Genomic DNA, 16,080 nt, shown 5'->3' with positions numbered 1-16,080 from the left:
CTGCGCCGGGTCCGCTACCCCCAGGGGACGTCCGGCGCCCGGTGGTAGTTCACGTCCTGCGCGTCCAGCCGCCGCCCCTGGGCGGAGAGGCGCTGGCGGTAGTCCGCCCAGTTCCGCGGGGCCGGGGACCAGCCCAGTTCCGCCAGGCCCAGGACCCGGGGGAAGGCCATGTACTCCAGGTCCAGCCGGGTCCCGATCGTCTCCGTCCACAGCGGTGCCTCGACGCCGAGGACCGCCGACTCCGCGACCCCGGGCAGGTAGGCGCCCGGGTCCCAGTCGTAGGCCCGCCGGACCGGGACGTACCCCGCCCAGGCCAGCCCCGGCCCCGTCGTCGCGTCGTACTTCATGTCCAGGTACAGCCGGTCCGCCGGCGACAGGATCAGCCGGTGTCCCGCCTTCGCCGCCGCGGCCACCGCCGCCTTCTCCGCCGCCGGGGTCCGGTCGTGGCCCCAGTACTGGAGCACCGCGTCCTGCGCGGGCCGGGCCGCGGCCAGCTGGTGCCAGGCGATCACCGTCTTCCCGTGCCGGCCGACCACCTGCTGCGCCCGGTCCATGAACTTCGCGTAGTCCGCAGCCGGGGTCGCCTGGGCCTCGTCGCCGCCGATGTGGAGGTAGCGGCCGGGCGTGAGCTCCGCGACCTCGCCGAGCACCTCGTCGATGAACTCGTACGTCCGCTCCTTGGCCACGCACAGCGAGCTGAAGCCGACCTTGATCCCGGTGTAGCGCTCCCGCGCCTTGCCGTCGCAGTTCAGCTCCGCGTACGAGGCCTGCGCCGCGTTCACGTGCCCCGGCATGTCGATCTCGGGCACCACGTCCACGTACCGCTCCCCCGCGTAGGCGACCAGGGAGCGGTACTCGTCCTTCGTCCAGTACCCGCCGGCCCCGCCGCCGACCTCGCTGCCGCCTCCGTGCTCCGCGAGCCGCGGCCAGGCGTCGATCGCCAGGCGCCACCCCTGGTCGTCGGTCAGGTGCAGGTGCAGGGTGTTGACCTTGTACTGCACGAGCTGGTCGACGTACCGCTTGACCTGCTCCACCGAGAAGAAGTGCCGCGCCACGTCGACCATCGCCCCCCGGTACGCGAAGCGCGGCGCGTCGGTGACGGTCCCGCCGGGCACCGTCCCCGGGCCGGTCACCGGCAGGAGCTGGCGCAGCGTCTGGCCCGCGTGGAAGAGCCCGGCCGCAGTGCGCGCGGTGAGGGTGATCCCGGTCGGGCCCGACTCCAGCCTGTACCCCTCGTCGCCCACCCCCTCGGCCTCCTCGTCGATCCGCAGCCGGACCCCGTCCCCCTCGGCCCCGTCGACCACGGGCAGCGGCAGCCCGCTGGGGCCCCGGAGCTGCTCGGCGAGGAGTTCGCCGACCTGCCGGACCTCCTCGTCCGCGCCCAGGCCGGCACGGATCACCGTGCCCGCCCCGAAGGCGTACCCCGGGCCCTGGGCGCGGGCGGAGACCGGCGCCGGCAGGAGGCGCTCGAAGGGGGCGAGGACGGCGGGCCGTTCGTCGCCGGGTTTCGCGTCGTCACCGTGGGCGGCGGTGCAAGAGACGGCGGCACCGAGGACGAGGAGGGTGCCGAGCGTGCGTCGCAGGACTCTCATGGGCCCAGGTATAGGCCAACGCGCGGCCAACTCGCCCGTCCCGGCCGGTGCGAGAATCGCGAGATGGCGGAAATCATCCAGAAGGACGGCACATGGACCTTCGACGGGGACACGGTGCGCATCGTGCCGGGCCGCGACAAGGGGGTGGGGCTGCTGCGCCAGACCCTGGGCGAAGTGGCCGTGCCGCTGAGGGCGCTGGCGGGCATCAGTCACGAACCGGGGCGCAAGGCGGGCCGGTTGCGGCTCCGGCTGCGTGACGGGGCCGACCCCCTCCTCCAGGTCACGGCCGGGCGGCTGCCGGAGGCCTCCGACCCGTACCGGCTGAGCGTGGACGCGGACCGGGCCGGGGTCGCCGAGTACTTCGTGGACGAGGTGCGCAACGCCCTGCTGCTGGAACAGGTGGAACCCGGCTCCTGCGACGCGTACCTGCTGCCGGGGCCGGCCGTGCCGATCACGGTGGGCGCGGGCGACGGGACGGTGGCCTTCGACGGGGACCGGGTGGCCCTGGACTGGAACTGGACGACGGAGGAGGCCAAGCGCTCCGGGGGGCCCCGCGAGTTCCGGCTCGCGGACGTGCGGGCGGTGGAGTGGTACCCGTCGAGGGGGCTGGAGAACGGGTGGATCCGCTTCACCCTGGCGGGCGCCCCCGCGGCCTCGCCCCCGCCGAAGTACGACCCGTGCGCGGTGGAGCTGTTCGGCTTCAAGAAGGACCCGCTGATGGCGCTGGTGGCGGCGGCCGTGGCGCTGCGGCTGCCCCACCCGGCGGCTCCCGCGGCACCGCCCGAAGCCGCGCCCGTGCCGGCGTCGGCGCCCGCGCTCCCCACGGGGGACTGGACCACGTCCGGCGGGCATCCGGTGGATCACGACGCCCTGCTGCGGCGGCTGCGCGAGCTGGGGGAGCTGCATCAGGCGGGGGTGCTGACCACCGAGGAGTTCGCCACGGCGAAAGCGGCAATTTTGGGCCGTTTCTGATCCACCTTGACCGGAATTAACCATTCCCCTGGTCCAGACCAGCGGGATCCTGCCCGAAACCGGGCAGGATCTTTGCGTTCCTGGCCGTGGACCGTCACTATCTACGGATGCTCGACCGCCGCCCGTCGCATGACGATCTTGTCGACCACCTGGTGCGGACCACCTCGCTGCAGCGCGGTGAGGCCGCCCGGGTGGTGCTCGACGTCCTCGCGTACTTCGACGAGAAGACCGAGGACTTCGTCCGCCGCCGCCACCGTGAGCTGCAGTCCGGTGGCGCGGTCAACACCGAGATCTTCGAGCGGATCGCGGCCGAACTGCCGCACCGCGCCGTGGCGCCCCCGGAGCTCTCGCTCCGGCAGTTGCGCCGCATCGTGTACGGCTGAGCCGGCCTGCCACAAGCGGGCCCGGCGGACGAGAACAACCGAACTTCAGGAGGGGCAACACCTTTATGTGCGGAATCGTGGGTTACATCGGCAAGCGTGACGTGGCACCGCTGCTGCTGGAAGGCCTCCAGCGCCTCGAGTACCGCGGATACGACTCCGCGGGCATCGTCGTCAACAGCCCGAAGTCCGGCGCGCTCAAGATGGTCAAGGCCAAGGGCCGCGTCCGCGACCTCGAGGCCCGCGTGCCCAAGCGGTTCGCCGGCACCACCGGCATCGCGCACACCCGCTGGGCCACCCACGGCGCCCCGAGCGACATCAACTCGCACCCGCACCTCGACCCCGAGAACAAGGTCGCCGTCGTCCACAACGGCATCGTCGACAACGCCTCCGAGCTGCGCGCCAAGCTCGAAGCCGAAGGCGTCGTCTTCGCCTCCGAGACCGACACCGAGGTCATCACCCACCTGATCGCCCGCGCCCAGGCCGACACCCTGGAAGAGAAGGTCCGCGAGGCGCTCAAGGTGATCGAGGGCACCTACGGCATCGCCGTCATGCACGCCGACTTCGCCGACCGCATCGTCGTCGCCCGCAACGGCTCCCCCGTCGTCCTCGGCATCGGCGAGAAGGAGATGTTCGTCGCCTCGGACGTCGCCGCGCTGATCGCCCACACCCGCCAGGTCGTCACCCTCGACGACGGCGAGATGGCCACCCTCAAGGCCGACGACTTCCGCACCTACACCACCAGCGGTACGACGACCACCGCCACGCCGGAGACCGTGGAGTGGGAGGCCGCCTCGTACGACATGGGCGGCCACGACACGTACATGCACAAGGAGATCTCCGAGCAGCCCGACGCGGTCGACCGCGTGCTGCGCGGCCGGATCGACGACCGCTTCAACACCGTGCACCTGGGCGGCCTGAACCTGGACCCGCGCGAGGCGCGCGGCATCCGCCGGGTCAAGATCCTGGGCTGCGGCACCTCGTACCACGCGGGCCTCATCGGCGCCGGTCTCATCGAGGGCATGGCCCGCATCCCCGCGGACGCCGAGCCGGCTTCCGAGTTCCGCTACCGCAACCCGGTCGTGGACCCCGACACCCTCTACATCGCGGTCTCCCAGTCCGGTGAGACGTACGACGTGCTCGCGGCCGTGCAGGAGCTCAAGCGCAAGGGCGCCCGCGTCCTCGGCGTGGTCAACGTCGTCGGCTCCGCCATCGCCCGCGCGGCCGACGGCGGCGTGTACGTGCACGCCGGTCCCGAGGTCTGCGTCGTCTCCACCAAGTGCTTCACCAACACGGTCGTGGCCTTCGCACTGCTGGCCGTGCACCTGGGCCGGATCCGCGACCTGTCGGTCACCGACGGCAAGCGAATCATCGAGGGCCTGCGCAAGCTGCCCGCGCAGATCCAGGAGATCCTCGAGAGCGAGGAAGACATCAAGAAGGTGGCGGCCCAGTACGCCGAGGCGAAGTCGATGATGTTCATCGGCCGGGTGCGCGGCTACCCGGTGGCCTTGGAGGCCTCCCTCAAGCTCAAGGAGATCTCCTACATCCACGCCGAGGCCTACCCGGCCTCCGAGCTCAAGCACGGCCCGCTCGCGCTCATCGAGCCGGCGATGCCGACGGTCGCGATCGTCCCGGACGACGACCTGTTGGAGAAGAACCGCGCGGCGCTGGAGGAGATCAAGGCGCGCAGCGGCCGGATCCTGGCGGTGGCCCACCGCGAGCAGGAGAAGGCGGACCACACGATCATCGTTCCCAAGAACGAGGACGAGCTGGACCCGATCCTGATGGGCATCCCGCTCCAGCTGCTGGCGTACCACACGGCCCTGGCCATGGGCCGGGACATCGACAAGCCGCGCAACCTGGCGAAGTCGGTCACCGTCGAGTAGGTCTCACAGACACCGCGAGAACGGCCCCCGGGGATCCCCGGGGGCCGTTCTCGCCGTTACGTCCCTCAGCCCGCGGCCACCGCACCGCGGCCCGAGGCCTTGCCCAGGGCCATGGGCCAGTGCGCCAGCGCCGCGGTGGCGCCGTACCAGGCCAGCAGCCCGGAGACCGCGGCCACCCAGCCGGCGGCCTTGCCCAGTGCGTCGCTGTCGGCGAACGCACCTGTCGCGAGCAGCACGAGGGAGAGGGTGAACAGGGCGTACACGCCCTGCCCGAACAGTCCGCTCGCGGCCCCCACGGTGAGGGTGAGCCCGAGCAGGGCGAACAGGATCAGGAACATTCCGGCAGCGTCTGCCGAAACCTTTCCGTCGGCTCCGGCGGCCCAGGTGAACCAGAAGGCGCCGAGGCCCGCGAACGCCGTGCCGTTGAAGCCGTTGCCGCCGCGGAACTCCAGGATTCCGAGGACGAACAGGGCGAGACCGCCGACGTAGGTCGCGAGCGACACGGAGTTGGCCACGGTCACGCCGTCGATGATCCCGGTGTGGCCGATACCGAACGCGAGAAGGGTGAGACCCAGGGCGATGTGCCCGAGGGTCGAAGTCGAGGCCGTGCTTCCCGCAGAGACACCATTGTCCACGGCGGGCTCCCTTCGATCTGCAGTTGTTTGCTGCGTCCCAGCAGCATTTATCTACCCTTTACGAGGGGGTTCACAACCGCACAATCGAAGTGCAACGGGTTACGGAATGACAACAACGGGTCGCTGCGCCCGCTTGGCCAGCCGGCCCGCCACCGAGCCGAAGATCCGGCCGACGATCCCGTGCGTGGAGCCGACCACGATGGCGTCGGCCGAGTACTCCCGGCCGACCTCCTCCAGCTCGTGGCAGATGTCGCCGCCCCGCTCGACCAGGATCCACGGCACCTCGGCCAGGTAGTCCGCACAGGCCAGCTCCAGCCCCAGCACCTCGGTGCGGTGGTCCGGCACGTCCACGAAGACGGGCGGCTCGCAGCCGGCCCACATCGTGGTGGGCAGCCGGTTCGCGACATGGACGATGATCAGACCGGAGCCGGAGCGGCGGGCCATCCCGATCGCGTAGGCGAGGGCGCGCTCGCTGGAGGTGGATCCGTCGAATCCCACCACGACGCCGTGCCGGAAGGCCGGGTCGCAGGGATGGCGTGGCTGTTCCACCGCGCGCAGGTCGACCGATTCAGGATCGGCGAGGCGTTTGCGCTTGCGGTCCGCGGGTTCGGAGAATTCGTGACCGGCCATGGATGTCTCGGCGGAGAGGTCCTCGGGGGAAGGGACAGGGGGCGGAGCGAAATCGGCGACTCAGGGTGACGGAGCTCTGTCCGGGAAGCATCTTCCCAAGCCCGTACCCACAAGGGTACGGCGACACTCCTGTCCTGCCCAGGGCTTGCCGCCTCTGGAGAGCGTCCCAGGGAGCATGCCGGAGCCGAGCCCCGTTGGCAATGGCCGCTGTCCCCTACAGCCAGTGACGAGCCACCCGCCCGTCGGGTACGCGCCACCCGTGCGCGCAGTGACCGAGCGCCACCGCACGGCGTTGGACACGAGTCCGACCGTCCAGGAAGAGCCCGCAGGGAGCACGCCGTGCCCGGCCATCCGGTTCACCCCGTCCAGCCCGCTCAGCCGACGCAGTCCGTCCGGTCCGTCCGGTCCGTCCACACGCCACCCCCTCCCCTTCACTCGTCCGTGCACCCCGGCAGGCACCCCCATCACGACCCCGCGGGTGACGTGGTGCGCTGGGCCGCCTTCAGCTGCCTGCTCGTCCCCGTCGTCCTGGTCGTCTACGGGACCTCCTTCGGCGGCGCCGCGGTGGCGACGCTGGGGCTGGCCGCCGTCACGGCCGCCTGCCGGGTGCTGCTGAGGCACTCGGAGAAGGTGGAGCGGGCCGCCGCCAGGGTCCTCGCGGAGGACCGGCTTCCGAGCGCCCATCGCGGCCGGCACTCGCGCGGCGGGGCCGGAACACACCGCGGCTGCCACGCTTCCGGCGGGTTTTCCCCTCACGACTGACCGGTTCGCACACCCACACCCGCATATTTTCAGCCAACTTCCAGGCGGGGTACCCCCCTTGCCGGAATGTCCCCCCAACCCCCCTACCACCAGCGACGACAGAGCCGGAGGGGCGCCGCGACCCTATGGGTACTGGCCATGACCAACCTGCGCGCTTCCCACCCAGGTAGCGGAGTGGAACGCTTCCTGATCGAATGCTTTTCGCCAAGTTGCCAAGTCGACATAGCGCTGCGTGCTGAACTTGTCACGCCGACACCACGGGACGCAGTAGATTCGATCATGTATTTACGGCGGGGGATCCACGTGCAAGGCCGAGGGGAAACGTGCAGGTGCGACCAGACCAAGGAGTCGCGACACCCAAGGGGGGCTTAGCCATGAGCCAGGATTCCACCGCTGTCGTCGCCGACGCCAGCCGGAAACTCGCGGGGCGTCGCCGCAGGGAGATCGTCGCGGTGCTGCTGTTCAGCGGCGGACCGATCTTCGAGAGCTCCATTCCACTTTCCGTGTTCGGCATTGACCGGCAGGACGCGGGAGTTCCACGCTATCGACTGCTCGTGTGCGCCGGGGAGGACGGTCCGCTGCGGACCACCGGCGGACTCGAACTGACCGCGCCGTACGGGTTGGAGGCGATCGCCCGGGCAGGCACGGTCGTCGTTCCCGCGTGGCGTTCCATCACTTCACCGCCGCCGCCGGAGGCGCTCGACGCACTGCGTCTGGCGCACGAGGAGGGTGCCCGGATCGTCGGACTGTGCACGGGAGCCTTCGTGCTCGCCGCCGCCGGTCTGCTGGACGGCCGGCCCGCGACGACGCACTGGATGTACGCGCCGACGCTGGCCAAGCGGTACCCGTCCGTCCATGTCGATCCGCGCGAGCTGTTCGTGGACGACGGCGATGTGCTGACGTCCGCGGGCACCGCGGCCGGAATCGACCTGTGCCTGCACATCGTGCGCACGGACCACGGCAGCGAGGCGGCCGGGGCACTGGCCCGCCGGCTCGTCGTCCCGCCGCGCCGAACGGGCGGACAGGAGCGCTACCTCGACCGGTCGCTGCCGGAGGAGATCGGCGCCGATCCGCTGGCCGAGGTCGTCGCATGGGCACTTGAACACCTCCACGAGCAGTTCGACGTGGAGACGCTGGCGGCGCGTGCCTACATGAGCAGGCGCACCTTCGACCGGCGGTTCCGCTCGCTCACCGGCAGCGCGCCGCTGCAGTGGCTGATCACCCAGCGGGTGCTCCAGGCACAGCGACTGCTGGAGACCTCCGACTACTCGGTCGACGAGGTCGCCGGGCGGTGCGGGTTCCGCTCGCCGGTCGCGCTGCGCGGGCACTTCCGGCGGCAGCTGGGGTCCTCCCCGGCCGCCTACCGCTCCGCCTACCGGGCCCGTCGCCCGCAGGCCGACGTGGCTCAGGTGTCCCAGATCGCGGAGAGCCCGGTTCCGCACCAGCGCACTCCGCAGCACCAGCGGACGGCGGCGGCCCTGGCCGCGGCCGGCCCGTCGGTGACGGAGCTGTACGCCCCCGGCCGGGTCCTGCGCGAGCACGCGTAGCCCGCACGGGCACTGCCTGACGGAGGTCCCTCGTATCGGTACGGCACCGATGCGGGGGACCTTCCGCATAAGGTGGGACACATGAACGATCGCATGGTGTGGATCGACTGCGAGATGACCGGGCTCTCGTTGACGGACGACGCACTTATCGAGGTGGCCGCACTGGTCACCGACTCGGAGCTCAACGTGCTCGGCGAAGGCGTGGACATTGTGATCCGCCCGCCGGACGCGGCCCTGGAGACCATGCCCGACGTGGTGCGCGAGATGCACACCGCCTCCGGCCTGCTCGACGAACTGGCCGGCGGGACCACCCTCGCGGATGCCGAGGCGCAGGTCCTGGCGTACGTACGCAAACACGTGAAGGAGCCCCGCAAGGCCCCGCTCTGCGGAAACTCGGTCGGTACCGACCGCGGCTTCCTGCTGCGCGACATGGCCGCGCTGGAGGGCTACCTGCACTACCGGATCGTGGACGTGTCCTCGGTGAAGGAGCTGGCGCGCCGCTGGTTCCCCCGGGCGTATTTCAACAGTCCCCCGAAGAACGGCAACCACCGGGCGCTCGCGGACATCAAGGAGTCCATCGCCGAGCTGCGCTACTACCGGGAGGCCGTCTTCGTACCGCAGCCCGGTCCCGACTCGGACACCGCGCGGGCCATCGCCGCCAAGCACGTGCTCCCGGGCGAGTAGGACCCACCGGAGGCGGGCGCGGGGAAAGGGGGGAGCGAGCACCCTCCCGGACCCTGTACGCTTTTCTTCGGCCGGTCGGTTCTCCGACCGGACATGGTGGGTGTAGCTCAGTTGGTAGAGCACCTGGTTGTGGTCCAGGTGGCCGCGGGTTCAAGTCCCGTCACTCACCCTGCAGGAAGGCCTCGGTACGCGAAAGCGGACCGGGGCCTTTCGCGTACGCGGGGCCCTGCGCTAGTGCTGTTTCGGCCACAGCACTAGACGGCGAATGCTTCGGCGTGGTCCTCGCACCACGTGTCGAAGGAGCGGCCCGGGTGACCGGTGAGCTGCTCGACCGCGCCGGAGAGCTCGGCCGGCAGACCGTCGGTGGTGGCCCAGTAGTCGAGCAGCGCCTGCGCGTACGGCCCGGGTATGTAGCCGTCGACCTCGGACTTCCACTGCTCGGGGGAGACGGCCTCGAAGGATACGGGCCGGCCGAGGACACCGCCGAGTATGGCCAGTTGGGTCTCGAACGTCAGCGACTGCGGCCCGGTCAGGGTGTAGGCGCGGCCGGCGAGGGCCGGGTCGGTGAGGACCGCGAAGGCGGCCTCGGCGATGTCGCTCTCGTGGACGGGGTCGCTGTAGGAGCCCGGATAGGGCAGGTGGACCGGGCGGCCGGACTTCAGCGACCAGGCCCAGCTCAGGGCATTGCCGGCGAAGGCGCCGGGGCGCAGCAGCGTGGTGCGCAGCGGGGAGGCGAGCAGGGCCTCCTCGACCGCGAGGTGGGCGGCGGCCAGCGGGCTGTCGGCAGCGTCGGGGGCGAGGACCGAGGAGGAGGACAGGAGCACGACGTGCTCGACTCCGGCGGCGACCGCCGCCTTGACGAAGGCCTCGATGCCGGACGCCTCGGCATAGAGGAAGACGGAGCGGACACCGACGAGGGCATCGCGGAAGGTGGCCGGATCGCCGAGGTCGCAGTGCACGGTGTCCGGCCCGTCGGGCTCGCGGGAGGCGAGGCGGTACGGGATGCCCTGCGCGGCGAGGAGGGAGGAGAGGCCGCGGGCGATGGCGCCGCGGCCGCCGGTGACGAGGATCTTCGACATGTGCGTTTCCTGTTCTAGACTGAATACGTGACACAGATTCTGTGCGACGCATTCTCTGCGCCACACAGATAAATTTGGAGCATGGAGAAGCCGATGTCAACCAATTACGCTCGTTCGGGTGGTGAGTGGAGCCGCGCAGAGCTGCTCGCGCGCATCGTCACCGAGAGCCAGCGGCACTACGCCGACTACTCGCTCTTCAGCCAGGCCATGGCCGACCACCTCGGCCTGCACCCCACCGACCTGCAGTGCGTGGGCCTCCTCGACATCGAGCCGGACCCCGTCAGCACCGGCGACATCGCCCGCCTCACCGGCCTGACCTCCGGCTCCGCGACCCGCCTCGTCGACCGCCTGGTCAAGGCCGGCGTCGTCGAGCGGCTCGCGGACCCGAACGACCGCCGCCGCTCGCTCGTCGCGCTCTCCCCCACCGCCCGCGAGCGGATCGGCGCCGCCTGGGACACCCCGGGCCGCGCCTTCGGCGCCGTGCTGGAGAGCTACTCCGACAGCGAGCTCGCGGTCATCGGCGACTACCTGCACCGCGCCGCCGAGGTCGGCCGGACCCAAGCCAAGCGGCTGACCTCCGGCGACGCCGGCGACCCTGCCGTGACCGGCCCCTGAGAGGGTCTACGCGTTCCTCGCCCGGCTCCCCGCCGCGCTCTGTCCCATCGGAACGCTCCTGCTCGTCAACGAACGCGACGGCATCGGCGACGCCGGGGACGACAAGGCTCTCGTCGGCGCTCGTCCTCGCAGCCGGGCTGATCGTGGTCTTCGGGACGCTCTTCGCGCCGCATCCCACGGCGCCCGGCCCGACGGCCGCTGCGCCGGCCGCGCGGGGCGGCGTACGGCTGTGGTCGCCGGGGCTGGCCCTGCTGTTCGCGATGGACGTCTTCCAGGGGGCCGCCTGGAGCGGGGCCAACACCGGGGTCAACGCCTGCTGGCGGTGTCGGGCCTGTGGGGCGCGGCCCTGGCCGTCGCCGGACCACTGGCGGCCGCGTACGGCCATCGGGCCGCCTTCGCCGTCTCGTGCGGCGCGGCGGCCGCCTCTACGACGACTGGAGCGCGCCCAGCGCCTTCCCCAACTCCTCTGCCGTCATGACCGGACCGACCTCGATCTCGGCGTGGAACTCGTGGAACAGGTCCCACGTCAGCGCCGGCACCTGCGCGCTGTCCTGGAGGTCGAAGACGATCCAGCAGGAACGCACGCCCTCGTGCAGCCCGAAGTAGGCCGCCTCCGGCTTGACCTTTTCCATGAGCTTCTTGATCGCCTGGGGCAGGCCCCCGGTCGTGATGCCCTCGTTGGTGGCAGCCGTGTCCATGTGGGCCCTGAGCATGACTCTCATGCGTAGCTCCTTCCGTCACGCCCACATTCGGCGCGGGACGGGGGCGCGGCAACATTTGCGCCCCCGTCCGAGCCCCAGGGACGAAGCGTCAGGCGCCCTGGATGTGGAAGTTGAAGTCCGTGTGCCCCAGGCTGCCCATCAGCCGCAGCCAGACGGGCAGCAGCATCTCCGTCCCCCGCGCCGTCTCGATGCCGCCGAGGTCGAGGACGCTCGCCTCCGGCCAGCCGAAGGAGTACAGCAGCTCGCGCACGGCCTTCTTGGCGTCCGCGTCCTCGCCCGACAGGAAGACGTGGTGGTCGCCGGCGACCCGGGCCGGGTCCACCATGATCCGGCAGTTCATCGTGTTCAGCGTCTTGACCACCCGCAGCCGCGGGAAGGTCCGCTGGATCAGCTCGCCCAGGCTGTCGGTGTCCACCGGGTCCAGGGACGGCGGGAACCCGTGCGAAAAGTCCAGCGGGTTCGCGATGTCGATCAGGACCTTGCCGTCCAGGTGCTCGGCGTCGGCCTCCGTCAGGGCGGCGATGCTGACCCGCCCCCCGGTGGCGTTGACGAGGGTCTCGCCCTGCCGTGCGGCCTCGGGGAAGGCGGCCAGGCCCACCTGCGGGTGCTCGGCCGCCCAGTCGGCGTACTCCTCGCGGGCGAGGGTGGCCTCGGGGTCGCGGGTGCCGATGACGACCTCGTGGTCCAGGGAGGCGAGCCGGGCGGCCACCGTTCGGCCGACGATTCCGGTGCCGAGAACTGCGTAGCGCATGATCAGTTCCGTTCCGTTCGAGGGGAAGGAAAATCAACCACCTCGTACGGTATGCCTCCCGCGGCCTTCGCTACGGGCGGTCCAGGATCCCGAGCTCGTACGGGAGCTCGTAGCGCGTGGGGTCGTCCGGCAGGAACCAGTTGAACCCCTCCTCGAAGAAGACGGCCACCACGTTCACCGCGAGGACCAGCCCGAGGAACCACAGCGCGATCATCCCTACCGTGCGCAGCGGCCCCGGACCGGCCGCCGGAACGGAACGGTCCGCCGTCGTGTGGGCGAAGGCCAGGACGATGCCGACCGCGACGACCGAGGCCTGGAAGAGGATCCACGCCCATACGTAGAGGTGCAGGCCGAACACCTCGGACCCGTATCCCTTGCCGCCCGGCAGGACGTGCAGCGTGGTCTGCCGCCACGAGGCGAACGAGCCCGCGATCACGGCGACCAGGGCCAGGCCCCAGCCCATCATGTAGTCGCGGCCGGTCACCGATCCGTGCGTCAGCGCCGTGCGGATGACGTGGGCCGCCCCCATCGCCGCGAGCAGCATGAACATCCGCTGCACGATGCAGAGCGGGCACGGGTACTCCCACAGCCCGAACTGGTAGAACAGCCCGCCGCAGACGACACCCGTCCAGCCGATGGCGAAGAGGCACGCGAACCAGTACTGGACCCGCCCCAGCAGCCCGCCCTCCGACTGCGCCTCCGGCAGGAGGACCTGCGTCGCGGCCACGTCAGTAGCTCAGGGCGAGGGCGGGGCTGCTGGTGACGTGGTGCGCCATCAGCAGGATCGCGGCGACGAGCATGACCCACCAGGCCCCGAGCACGACCATCCGGGAGGAGTCCCGGTACATCGCGATCAGCGTGGCGAGGAGGCCGCCGAAGATGAGGGTGTCCATGGCGCGGACCGTATCGAGACGATCACGTGCGCGCGGCCAGGCGCGCCCCCGCGGGCCGCTCGTGTACGTCGGTTGCCGGTCAGTGGTTCAACGGTCCGCCGGGGCCGGGGGCCGGGGCCGGGGCCGGCCGCCCCGCCGCTTGCGCCGGCTGCGCCGGTCCCCGTCACCCCGGCCGCGCCCGTCCAGTGCGATCCACACCCGGACCTCGGTGCCGCCGAGCATCGAGCGGCCCAGCCGGACGTCGCCGCCCGTGGACTCCGCGACCCGGCGCACGATGTCCAGGCCCAGTCCCGTGGAGCCGGTGCGTCCGCCGTCGTTGCCGCGCCGCAGGGCGGCGTCCGGGTCGGCGATGCCGGGTCCCGCGTCCGAGACGAGCACGATGACGGCGTCCCCCGCGTCGTGCACGTCCACCGCGAAGGGGGTGCCCTCGGGGGTGTGCCGGAAGACGTTGCCCAGCATGGCGTCGAGGGCGGCGGCCAGCTCCGGCCGGGCCACGGGGATCCGTACCGTACGGTCCACCCCCGCGAGCCGTACCTCGCGGCCCTCGTCCTCGGCCAGCGCCGACCAGAAGCCCATCCGGTCGCGGATCACCTCCGAGGCGTCGCATCCGGCGCCCCCGCCGGCTCCCGGGGCGGCGGGGGCGCGCTGTTCGCGGGCGGTACGGATGATCGTGTCGACCTCGCGTTCCAGCTGCTCGACCGCCGAGCGGGTCTGCTCGGCCGCCGGGCCGTCGCCGAGCGAGGCCGCGTTGAGCCGCAGCACCGTCAGCGGCGTCCGCAGCCGGTGCGAGAGGTCGGCGGCCAGCTCCCGCTCATTGGCCAGGAGTTCCATCACCTGGTCCGCCATGGAGTTGAACGCGACGGCCGCCGAACGGAGTTCCTTCGGCCCGTCCTCCGGCACCCGCGCCCCCAGCCGGCCCTCGCCCAGCTGGTGCGCGGCGTCCGCGAGCCGCTCGGCCGGGCGCACCAGGCGGGCGCCGAGCCGGTCCGCGACCGCCACGGAGCCCACGATCAGCGCGAGCCCGACGCCCGCGAGCACCACCCAGGCGGTCGCGACACCGTTGCTGACCTCGCTCTCCGGCACATGGATCTCCACCACCGCGATGTCCCCGGAGCCGAGCGCGGTCGGCTGGAGCAGGGCCGAGCCGCCGCCCGCCACGGAGGCCGTCGTGGCGCGCCCGATCCGCCGGGTCTGCGCCACCGCGTGCTCTCCGGCCCAGCCCGTGCCGATGTCGACGGCCGGGCTGTCGCCGATCGGGGGCACGTGCACGGCCATCCGCCGGGCGGCGCCCATCTGCGTGGACTCCACCGCCTTGCGCAGTTGCACCGGGTCGGTGGTGATGGACAGGGTCGGCCCGATGGTGGCGGCCTGCCGCTCGGCGTTGGAGAAGGCCCGGTCGCTGGCCATCTCCTGGACGACCAGTCCGAGCGGCACGGCGAAGGCCACGACCACCATGGCCGTGACCGCGAGGCACACCTTGACCAGCGCCCATCTCACTGCGGCGGCTCCAGCTTGACTCCCACTCCCCGCAGCGTGTGCAGGTAACGCGGGGAGGCTGCGGTCTCGCCGAGTTTGCGGCGCAGCCAGGACAGGTGCACGTCGATGGTCTGGTCGTCCCCGTACGACTGCTGCCAGACCTCGGCGAGCAGCTCGCGCCGGGCGATGACCACGCCGGGCCGCCCGGCGAGGAAGGCCAGCAGGTCGAACTCCCGGCGGGTCAGGTCCAGCACGGCCCCGTCCAGTTCGGCCTGGCGGCGCAGCGGGTCGATGGCCAGGCCGCCGACGCGCAGGACGCGGGAGGGCGGTTCGGCTCCGGCGGCGGAGCGGGCGCGGCGCAGGACGGCGGCCATCCGGGCGGACAGGTGCTCCACGGAGAAAGGTTTGGTCAGGTAGTCGTCGGCGCCGTCGTTGAGCAGCCGGACGATCTCGGCCTCGTCGTCCCGCGCGGTCGCGATGATCACGGGTACGTCGGTGATGCCGCGCAGCATCTTCAGCGCCTCCGACCCGTCCAGGTCGGGCAGTCCGAGGTCCAGGATGACCACGTCGAAGCGGTGGTGCGCGACTTCGCGCAGCGCCTCCAGGGCCGTGCCGACGCTCCGCACGGTGTGCGAGGCCTCGGTGAGGTGCCGGATGAGGGCGGAACGTACGAACTGGTCGTCCTCGACCACGAGCACACTTGACATGGCCCGCACCGTAGTCCATTCGGGCGACCCCGGGAGGGGTCGGGCCACGTCTGTGACGGGTGGTGCAGTATGTCCCCTGATGCGACGAGGACTTGTACATGCCATGGCTTGGACGCTGGCGACCGGGGCGGCGGTGACGCTGTCGTGGTGGGGCGTGCACACCGTCATGTCGGGTACGGCCTACGACCGGCCGCTCGCGGTTCCGCTGACCACGCAGCCCCTGTCGTCCTCGACGCACCGGTCGGAGCCCTCGGCTCCGGTCTCGTCCTCGTCCTCGTCCTCGTCCGACGAGCCCTCCCCCGCGCCGTCGGCGTCGCCTTCGCAGTCCCCGGCGCCCTCCGCCGCCCAGCCCTCCTCGAAGCCGCCGGCCGACCCGGCCCCGGACCGCCGCGGCGCGGGGAGCGACTCGGGCAATGTGAAGTCGTACTCCGTTTCGGGCGGCCGGGTCGTCTTCGACCTCGGCACCTCCTCGGCCGAGCTGGTCTCGGCCACCCCGGCGGCCGGCTGGCGGATGCAGGTCTGGAAGCAGGACGTCTGGATCCGGGTCACCTTCACCCGTGACGGCAACGAGGTGTCGGTCTTCTGCACCTGGCACGACCACCCGCCGGCCGTGGAGGTCTGGAACGGCTGAGGCCCGTCGCAGGTCTCCACCTCGTTGCCCTCTTCATCTGGTCCAGGATCCGGCGGGGACCGCCTAGTGTCCTGCGCCAGTAGTTGATCGTTAGTTGCTGTGTGACTTCTGCTGCTGG

At 71.5% G+C, this 16,080-nt stretch carries 18 protein-coding genes and 1 tRNA gene; 9 read left to right on the top strand and 10 right to left on the bottom strand.

Annotated features, from left to right (window positions below):
• Positions 1–14: 14 nt before the first annotated feature.
• Positions 15–1,592 carry a beta-N-acetylhexosaminidase gene (locus tag ACFWBF_RS20170; RefSeq protein ID WP_385603406.1) on the bottom strand — a complete coding sequence of 526 codons (1,578 nt, stop codon included), beginning with the start codon at positions 1,590–1,592 and terminating at the stop codon, positions 15–17.
• Between the two features lie 63 nt (positions 1,593–1,655).
• Between ACFWBF_RS20170 and ACFWBF_RS20165 the strand changes: the two genes are divergently transcribed.
• The 3 genes from ACFWBF_RS20165 (at position 1,656) to glmS (ending at position 4,830) form a co-directional block, all read left to right on the top strand.
• A complete protein-coding gene (locus tag ACFWBF_RS20165; protein WP_385603404.1) occupies positions 1,656–2,564 on the top strand; it encodes a DUF4429 domain-containing protein in 909 nt (302 codons plus the stop codon).
• Positions 2,565–2,671: 107 nt separating this feature from the next.
• Positions 2,672–2,947: a hypothetical protein gene (locus ACFWBF_RS20160; protein ID WP_385220695.1), complete on the top strand. Its 276-nt coding sequence runs from the start codon at positions 2,672–2,674 to the stop codon at positions 2,945–2,947.
• Positions 2,948–3,012: 65 nt separating this feature from the next.
• Entirely contained in the window at positions 3,013–4,830 is a 1,818-nt protein-coding gene (gene glmS / locus ACFWBF_RS20155) for a glutamine--fructose-6-phosphate transaminase (isomerizing) (RefSeq protein ID WP_385603401.1), read from the top strand.
• A gap of 65 nt (positions 4,831–4,895) precedes the next feature.
• On the opposite strand, the gene ACFWBF_RS20150 is transcribed toward glmS, so the two are convergent.
• Together ACFWBF_RS20150 and ACFWBF_RS20145 are read right to left on the bottom strand one after the other, a co-directional pair.
• Complete coding sequence (locus tag ACFWBF_RS20150) at positions 4,896–5,465, bottom strand: acetate uptake transporter (RefSeq protein WP_385603398.1); 570 nt, start codon at positions 5,463–5,465, stop codon at positions 4,896–4,898.
• A gap of 99 nt (positions 5,466–5,564) precedes the next feature.
• Positions 5,565–6,095 carry a universal stress protein gene (locus tag ACFWBF_RS20145; protein WP_385603395.1) on the bottom strand — a complete coding sequence of 177 codons (531 nt, stop codon included), beginning with the start codon at positions 6,093–6,095 and terminating at the stop codon, positions 5,565–5,567.
• 441 nt (positions 6,096–6,536) lie between these two features.
• On the opposite strand from ACFWBF_RS20145, the gene ACFWBF_RS20140 reads away from it, so the two are divergent.
• From ACFWBF_RS20140 to ACFWBF_RS20125, 4 genes are all read left to right on the top strand, one after another.
• On the top strand, positions 6,537–6,857 hold the full coding sequence (locus tag ACFWBF_RS20140; RefSeq protein WP_385603392.1) for a hypothetical protein: 321 nt from the start codon (positions 6,537–6,539) through the stop codon (positions 6,855–6,857).
• A 374-nt stretch (positions 6,858–7,231) separates the two neighbouring features.
• Positions 7,232–8,404 (top strand): helix-turn-helix domain-containing protein, encoded by a 1,173-nt coding sequence (locus ACFWBF_RS20135; RefSeq protein WP_385603389.1) that lies wholly within the window; start codon positions 7,232–7,234, stop codon positions 8,402–8,404.
• 81 nt (positions 8,405–8,485) lie between these two features.
• Positions 8,486–9,088 (top strand): oligoribonuclease, encoded by a 603-nt coding sequence (orn, locus tag ACFWBF_RS20130; RefSeq protein WP_385603386.1) that lies wholly within the window; start codon positions 8,486–8,488, stop codon positions 9,086–9,088.
• Between the two features lie 96 nt (positions 9,089–9,184).
• Positions 9,185–9,257: transfer RNA gene (locus tag ACFWBF_RS20125), tRNA-His, on the top strand.
• Positions 9,258–9,342: 85 nt separating this feature from the next.
• Here ACFWBF_RS20125 and ACFWBF_RS20120 read toward each other — a convergent pair.
• Positions 9,343–10,167, bottom strand: coding sequence for an NmrA family NAD(P)-binding protein (locus tag ACFWBF_RS20120; protein ID WP_385603383.1), 825 nt, complete (start codon positions 10,165–10,167; stop codon positions 9,343–9,345).
• A gap of 93 nt (positions 10,168–10,260) precedes the next feature.
• Here ACFWBF_RS20120 and ACFWBF_RS20115 point away from each other — a divergent pair, with 93 nt between their 5' ends.
• Positions 10,261–10,782: a MarR family winged helix-turn-helix transcriptional regulator gene (locus tag ACFWBF_RS20115; RefSeq protein WP_385603380.1), complete on the top strand. Its 522-nt coding sequence runs from the start codon at positions 10,261–10,263 to the stop codon at positions 10,780–10,782.
• 425 nt (positions 10,783–11,207) lie between these two features.
• Here the strand turns inward: ACFWBF_RS20115 and ACFWBF_RS20110 are convergent, their stop codons facing one another.
• The 6 genes from ACFWBF_RS20110 to ACFWBF_RS20085 form a co-directional block, all read right to left on the bottom strand.
• A complete protein-coding gene (locus ACFWBF_RS20110) occupies positions 11,208–11,504 on the bottom strand; it encodes a DUF3303 family protein (RefSeq protein WP_385603377.1) in 297 nt (98 codons plus the stop codon).
• An 88-nt stretch (positions 11,505–11,592) separates the two neighbouring features.
• Positions 11,593–12,255, bottom strand: a complete 663-nt coding sequence (locus tag ACFWBF_RS20105; protein ID WP_385603375.1) for an NADPH-dependent F420 reductase — start codon at positions 12,253–12,255, stop codon at positions 11,593–11,595.
• Between the two features lie 70 nt (positions 12,256–12,325).
• Entirely contained in the window at positions 12,326–12,982 is a 657-nt protein-coding gene (locus ACFWBF_RS20100) for a disulfide bond formation protein B (protein ID WP_385603372.1), read from the bottom strand.
• Position 12,983: 1 nt separating this feature from the next.
• On the bottom strand, positions 12,984–13,148 hold the full coding sequence (locus ACFWBF_RS20095) for a DUF5993 family protein (RefSeq protein ID WP_385603370.1): 165 nt from the start codon (positions 13,146–13,148) through the stop codon (positions 12,984–12,986).
• An 87-nt stretch (positions 13,149–13,235) separates the two neighbouring features.
• On the bottom strand, positions 13,236–14,645 hold the full coding sequence (locus ACFWBF_RS20090) for a sensor histidine kinase (RefSeq protein WP_385603368.1): 1,410 nt from the start codon (positions 14,643–14,645) through the stop codon (positions 13,236–13,238).
• Positions 14,642–15,331, bottom strand: coding sequence for a response regulator transcription factor (locus ACFWBF_RS20085; RefSeq protein ID WP_385603365.1), 690 nt, complete (start codon positions 15,329–15,331; stop codon positions 14,642–14,644). Before ACFWBF_RS20085 ends, ACFWBF_RS20090 begins: the two co-directional genes overlap by 4 nt.
• Positions 15,332–15,410: 79 nt before the next feature.
• Here ACFWBF_RS20085 and ACFWBF_RS20080 point away from each other — a divergent pair, with 79 nt between their 5' ends.
• Positions 15,411–15,962, top strand: coding sequence for a hypothetical protein (locus ACFWBF_RS20080; RefSeq protein WP_385603363.1), 552 nt, complete (start codon positions 15,411–15,413; stop codon positions 15,960–15,962).
• Positions 15,963–16,080: the final 118 nt, after the last annotated feature.

Origin of the sequence: Streptomyces sp. NPDC060028 (assembly GCF_042736725.1) — a bacterium.
In the GTDB taxonomy this organism is placed as follows: Bacteria; Actinomycetota; Actinomycetes; order Streptomycetales; family Streptomycetaceae; genus Streptomyces.
This window is presented reverse-complemented; position numbering and strand designations above follow the sequence as displayed.

Excerpts from the sequence above, each read along its gene's own strand:
- ACFWBF_RS20085 (WP_385603365.1), bottom strand. The coding sequence starts at position 15,331 with ATGTCAAGTGTGCTCGTGGTCGAGGACGACCAGTTCGTACGTTCCGCC.
- ACFWBF_RS20135 (WP_385603389.1), top strand. The coding sequence starts at position 7,232 with ATGAGCCAGGATTCCACCGCTGTCGTCGCCGACGCCAGCCGGAAACTC.
- ACFWBF_RS20145 (WP_385603395.1), bottom strand. The coding sequence starts at position 6,095 with ATGGCCGGTCACGAATTCTCCGAACCCGCGGACCGCAAGCGCAAACGC.
- ACFWBF_RS20095 (WP_385603370.1), bottom strand. The coding sequence starts at position 13,148 with ATGGACACCCTCATCTTCGGCGGCCTCCTCGCCACGCTGATCGCGATG.
- orn (WP_385603386.1), top strand. The coding sequence starts at position 8,486 with ATGAACGATCGCATGGTGTGGATCGACTGCGAGATGACCGGGCTCTCG.
- ACFWBF_RS20080 (WP_385603363.1), top strand. The coding sequence starts at position 15,411 with ATGCGACGAGGACTTGTACATGCCATGGCTTGGACGCTGGCGACCGGG.
- ACFWBF_RS20120 (WP_385603383.1), bottom strand. The coding sequence starts at position 10,167 with ATGTCGAAGATCCTCGTCACCGGCGGCCGCGGCGCCATCGCCCGCGGC.
- ACFWBF_RS20110 (WP_385603377.1), bottom strand. The coding sequence starts at position 11,504 with ATGAGAGTCATGCTCAGGGCCCACATGGACACGGCTGCCACCAACGAG.
- ACFWBF_RS20160 (WP_385220695.1), top strand. The coding sequence starts at position 2,672 with ATGCTCGACCGCCGCCCGTCGCATGACGATCTTGTCGACCACCTGGTG.
- ACFWBF_RS20170 (WP_385603406.1), bottom strand. The coding sequence starts at position 1,592 with ATGAGAGTCCTGCGACGCACGCTCGGCACCCTCCTCGTCCTCGGTGCC.
- ACFWBF_RS20105 (WP_385603375.1), bottom strand. The coding sequence starts at position 12,255 with ATGCGCTACGCAGTTCTCGGCACCGGAATCGTCGGCCGAACGGTGGCC.
- ACFWBF_RS20115 (WP_385603380.1), top strand. The coding sequence starts at position 10,261 with ATGTCAACCAATTACGCTCGTTCGGGTGGTGAGTGGAGCCGCGCAGAG.
- glmS (WP_385603401.1), top strand. The coding sequence starts at position 3,013 with ATGTGCGGAATCGTGGGTTACATCGGCAAGCGTGACGTGGCACCGCTG.
- ACFWBF_RS20165 (WP_385603404.1), top strand. The coding sequence starts at position 1,656 with ATGGCGGAAATCATCCAGAAGGACGGCACATGGACCTTCGACGGGGAC.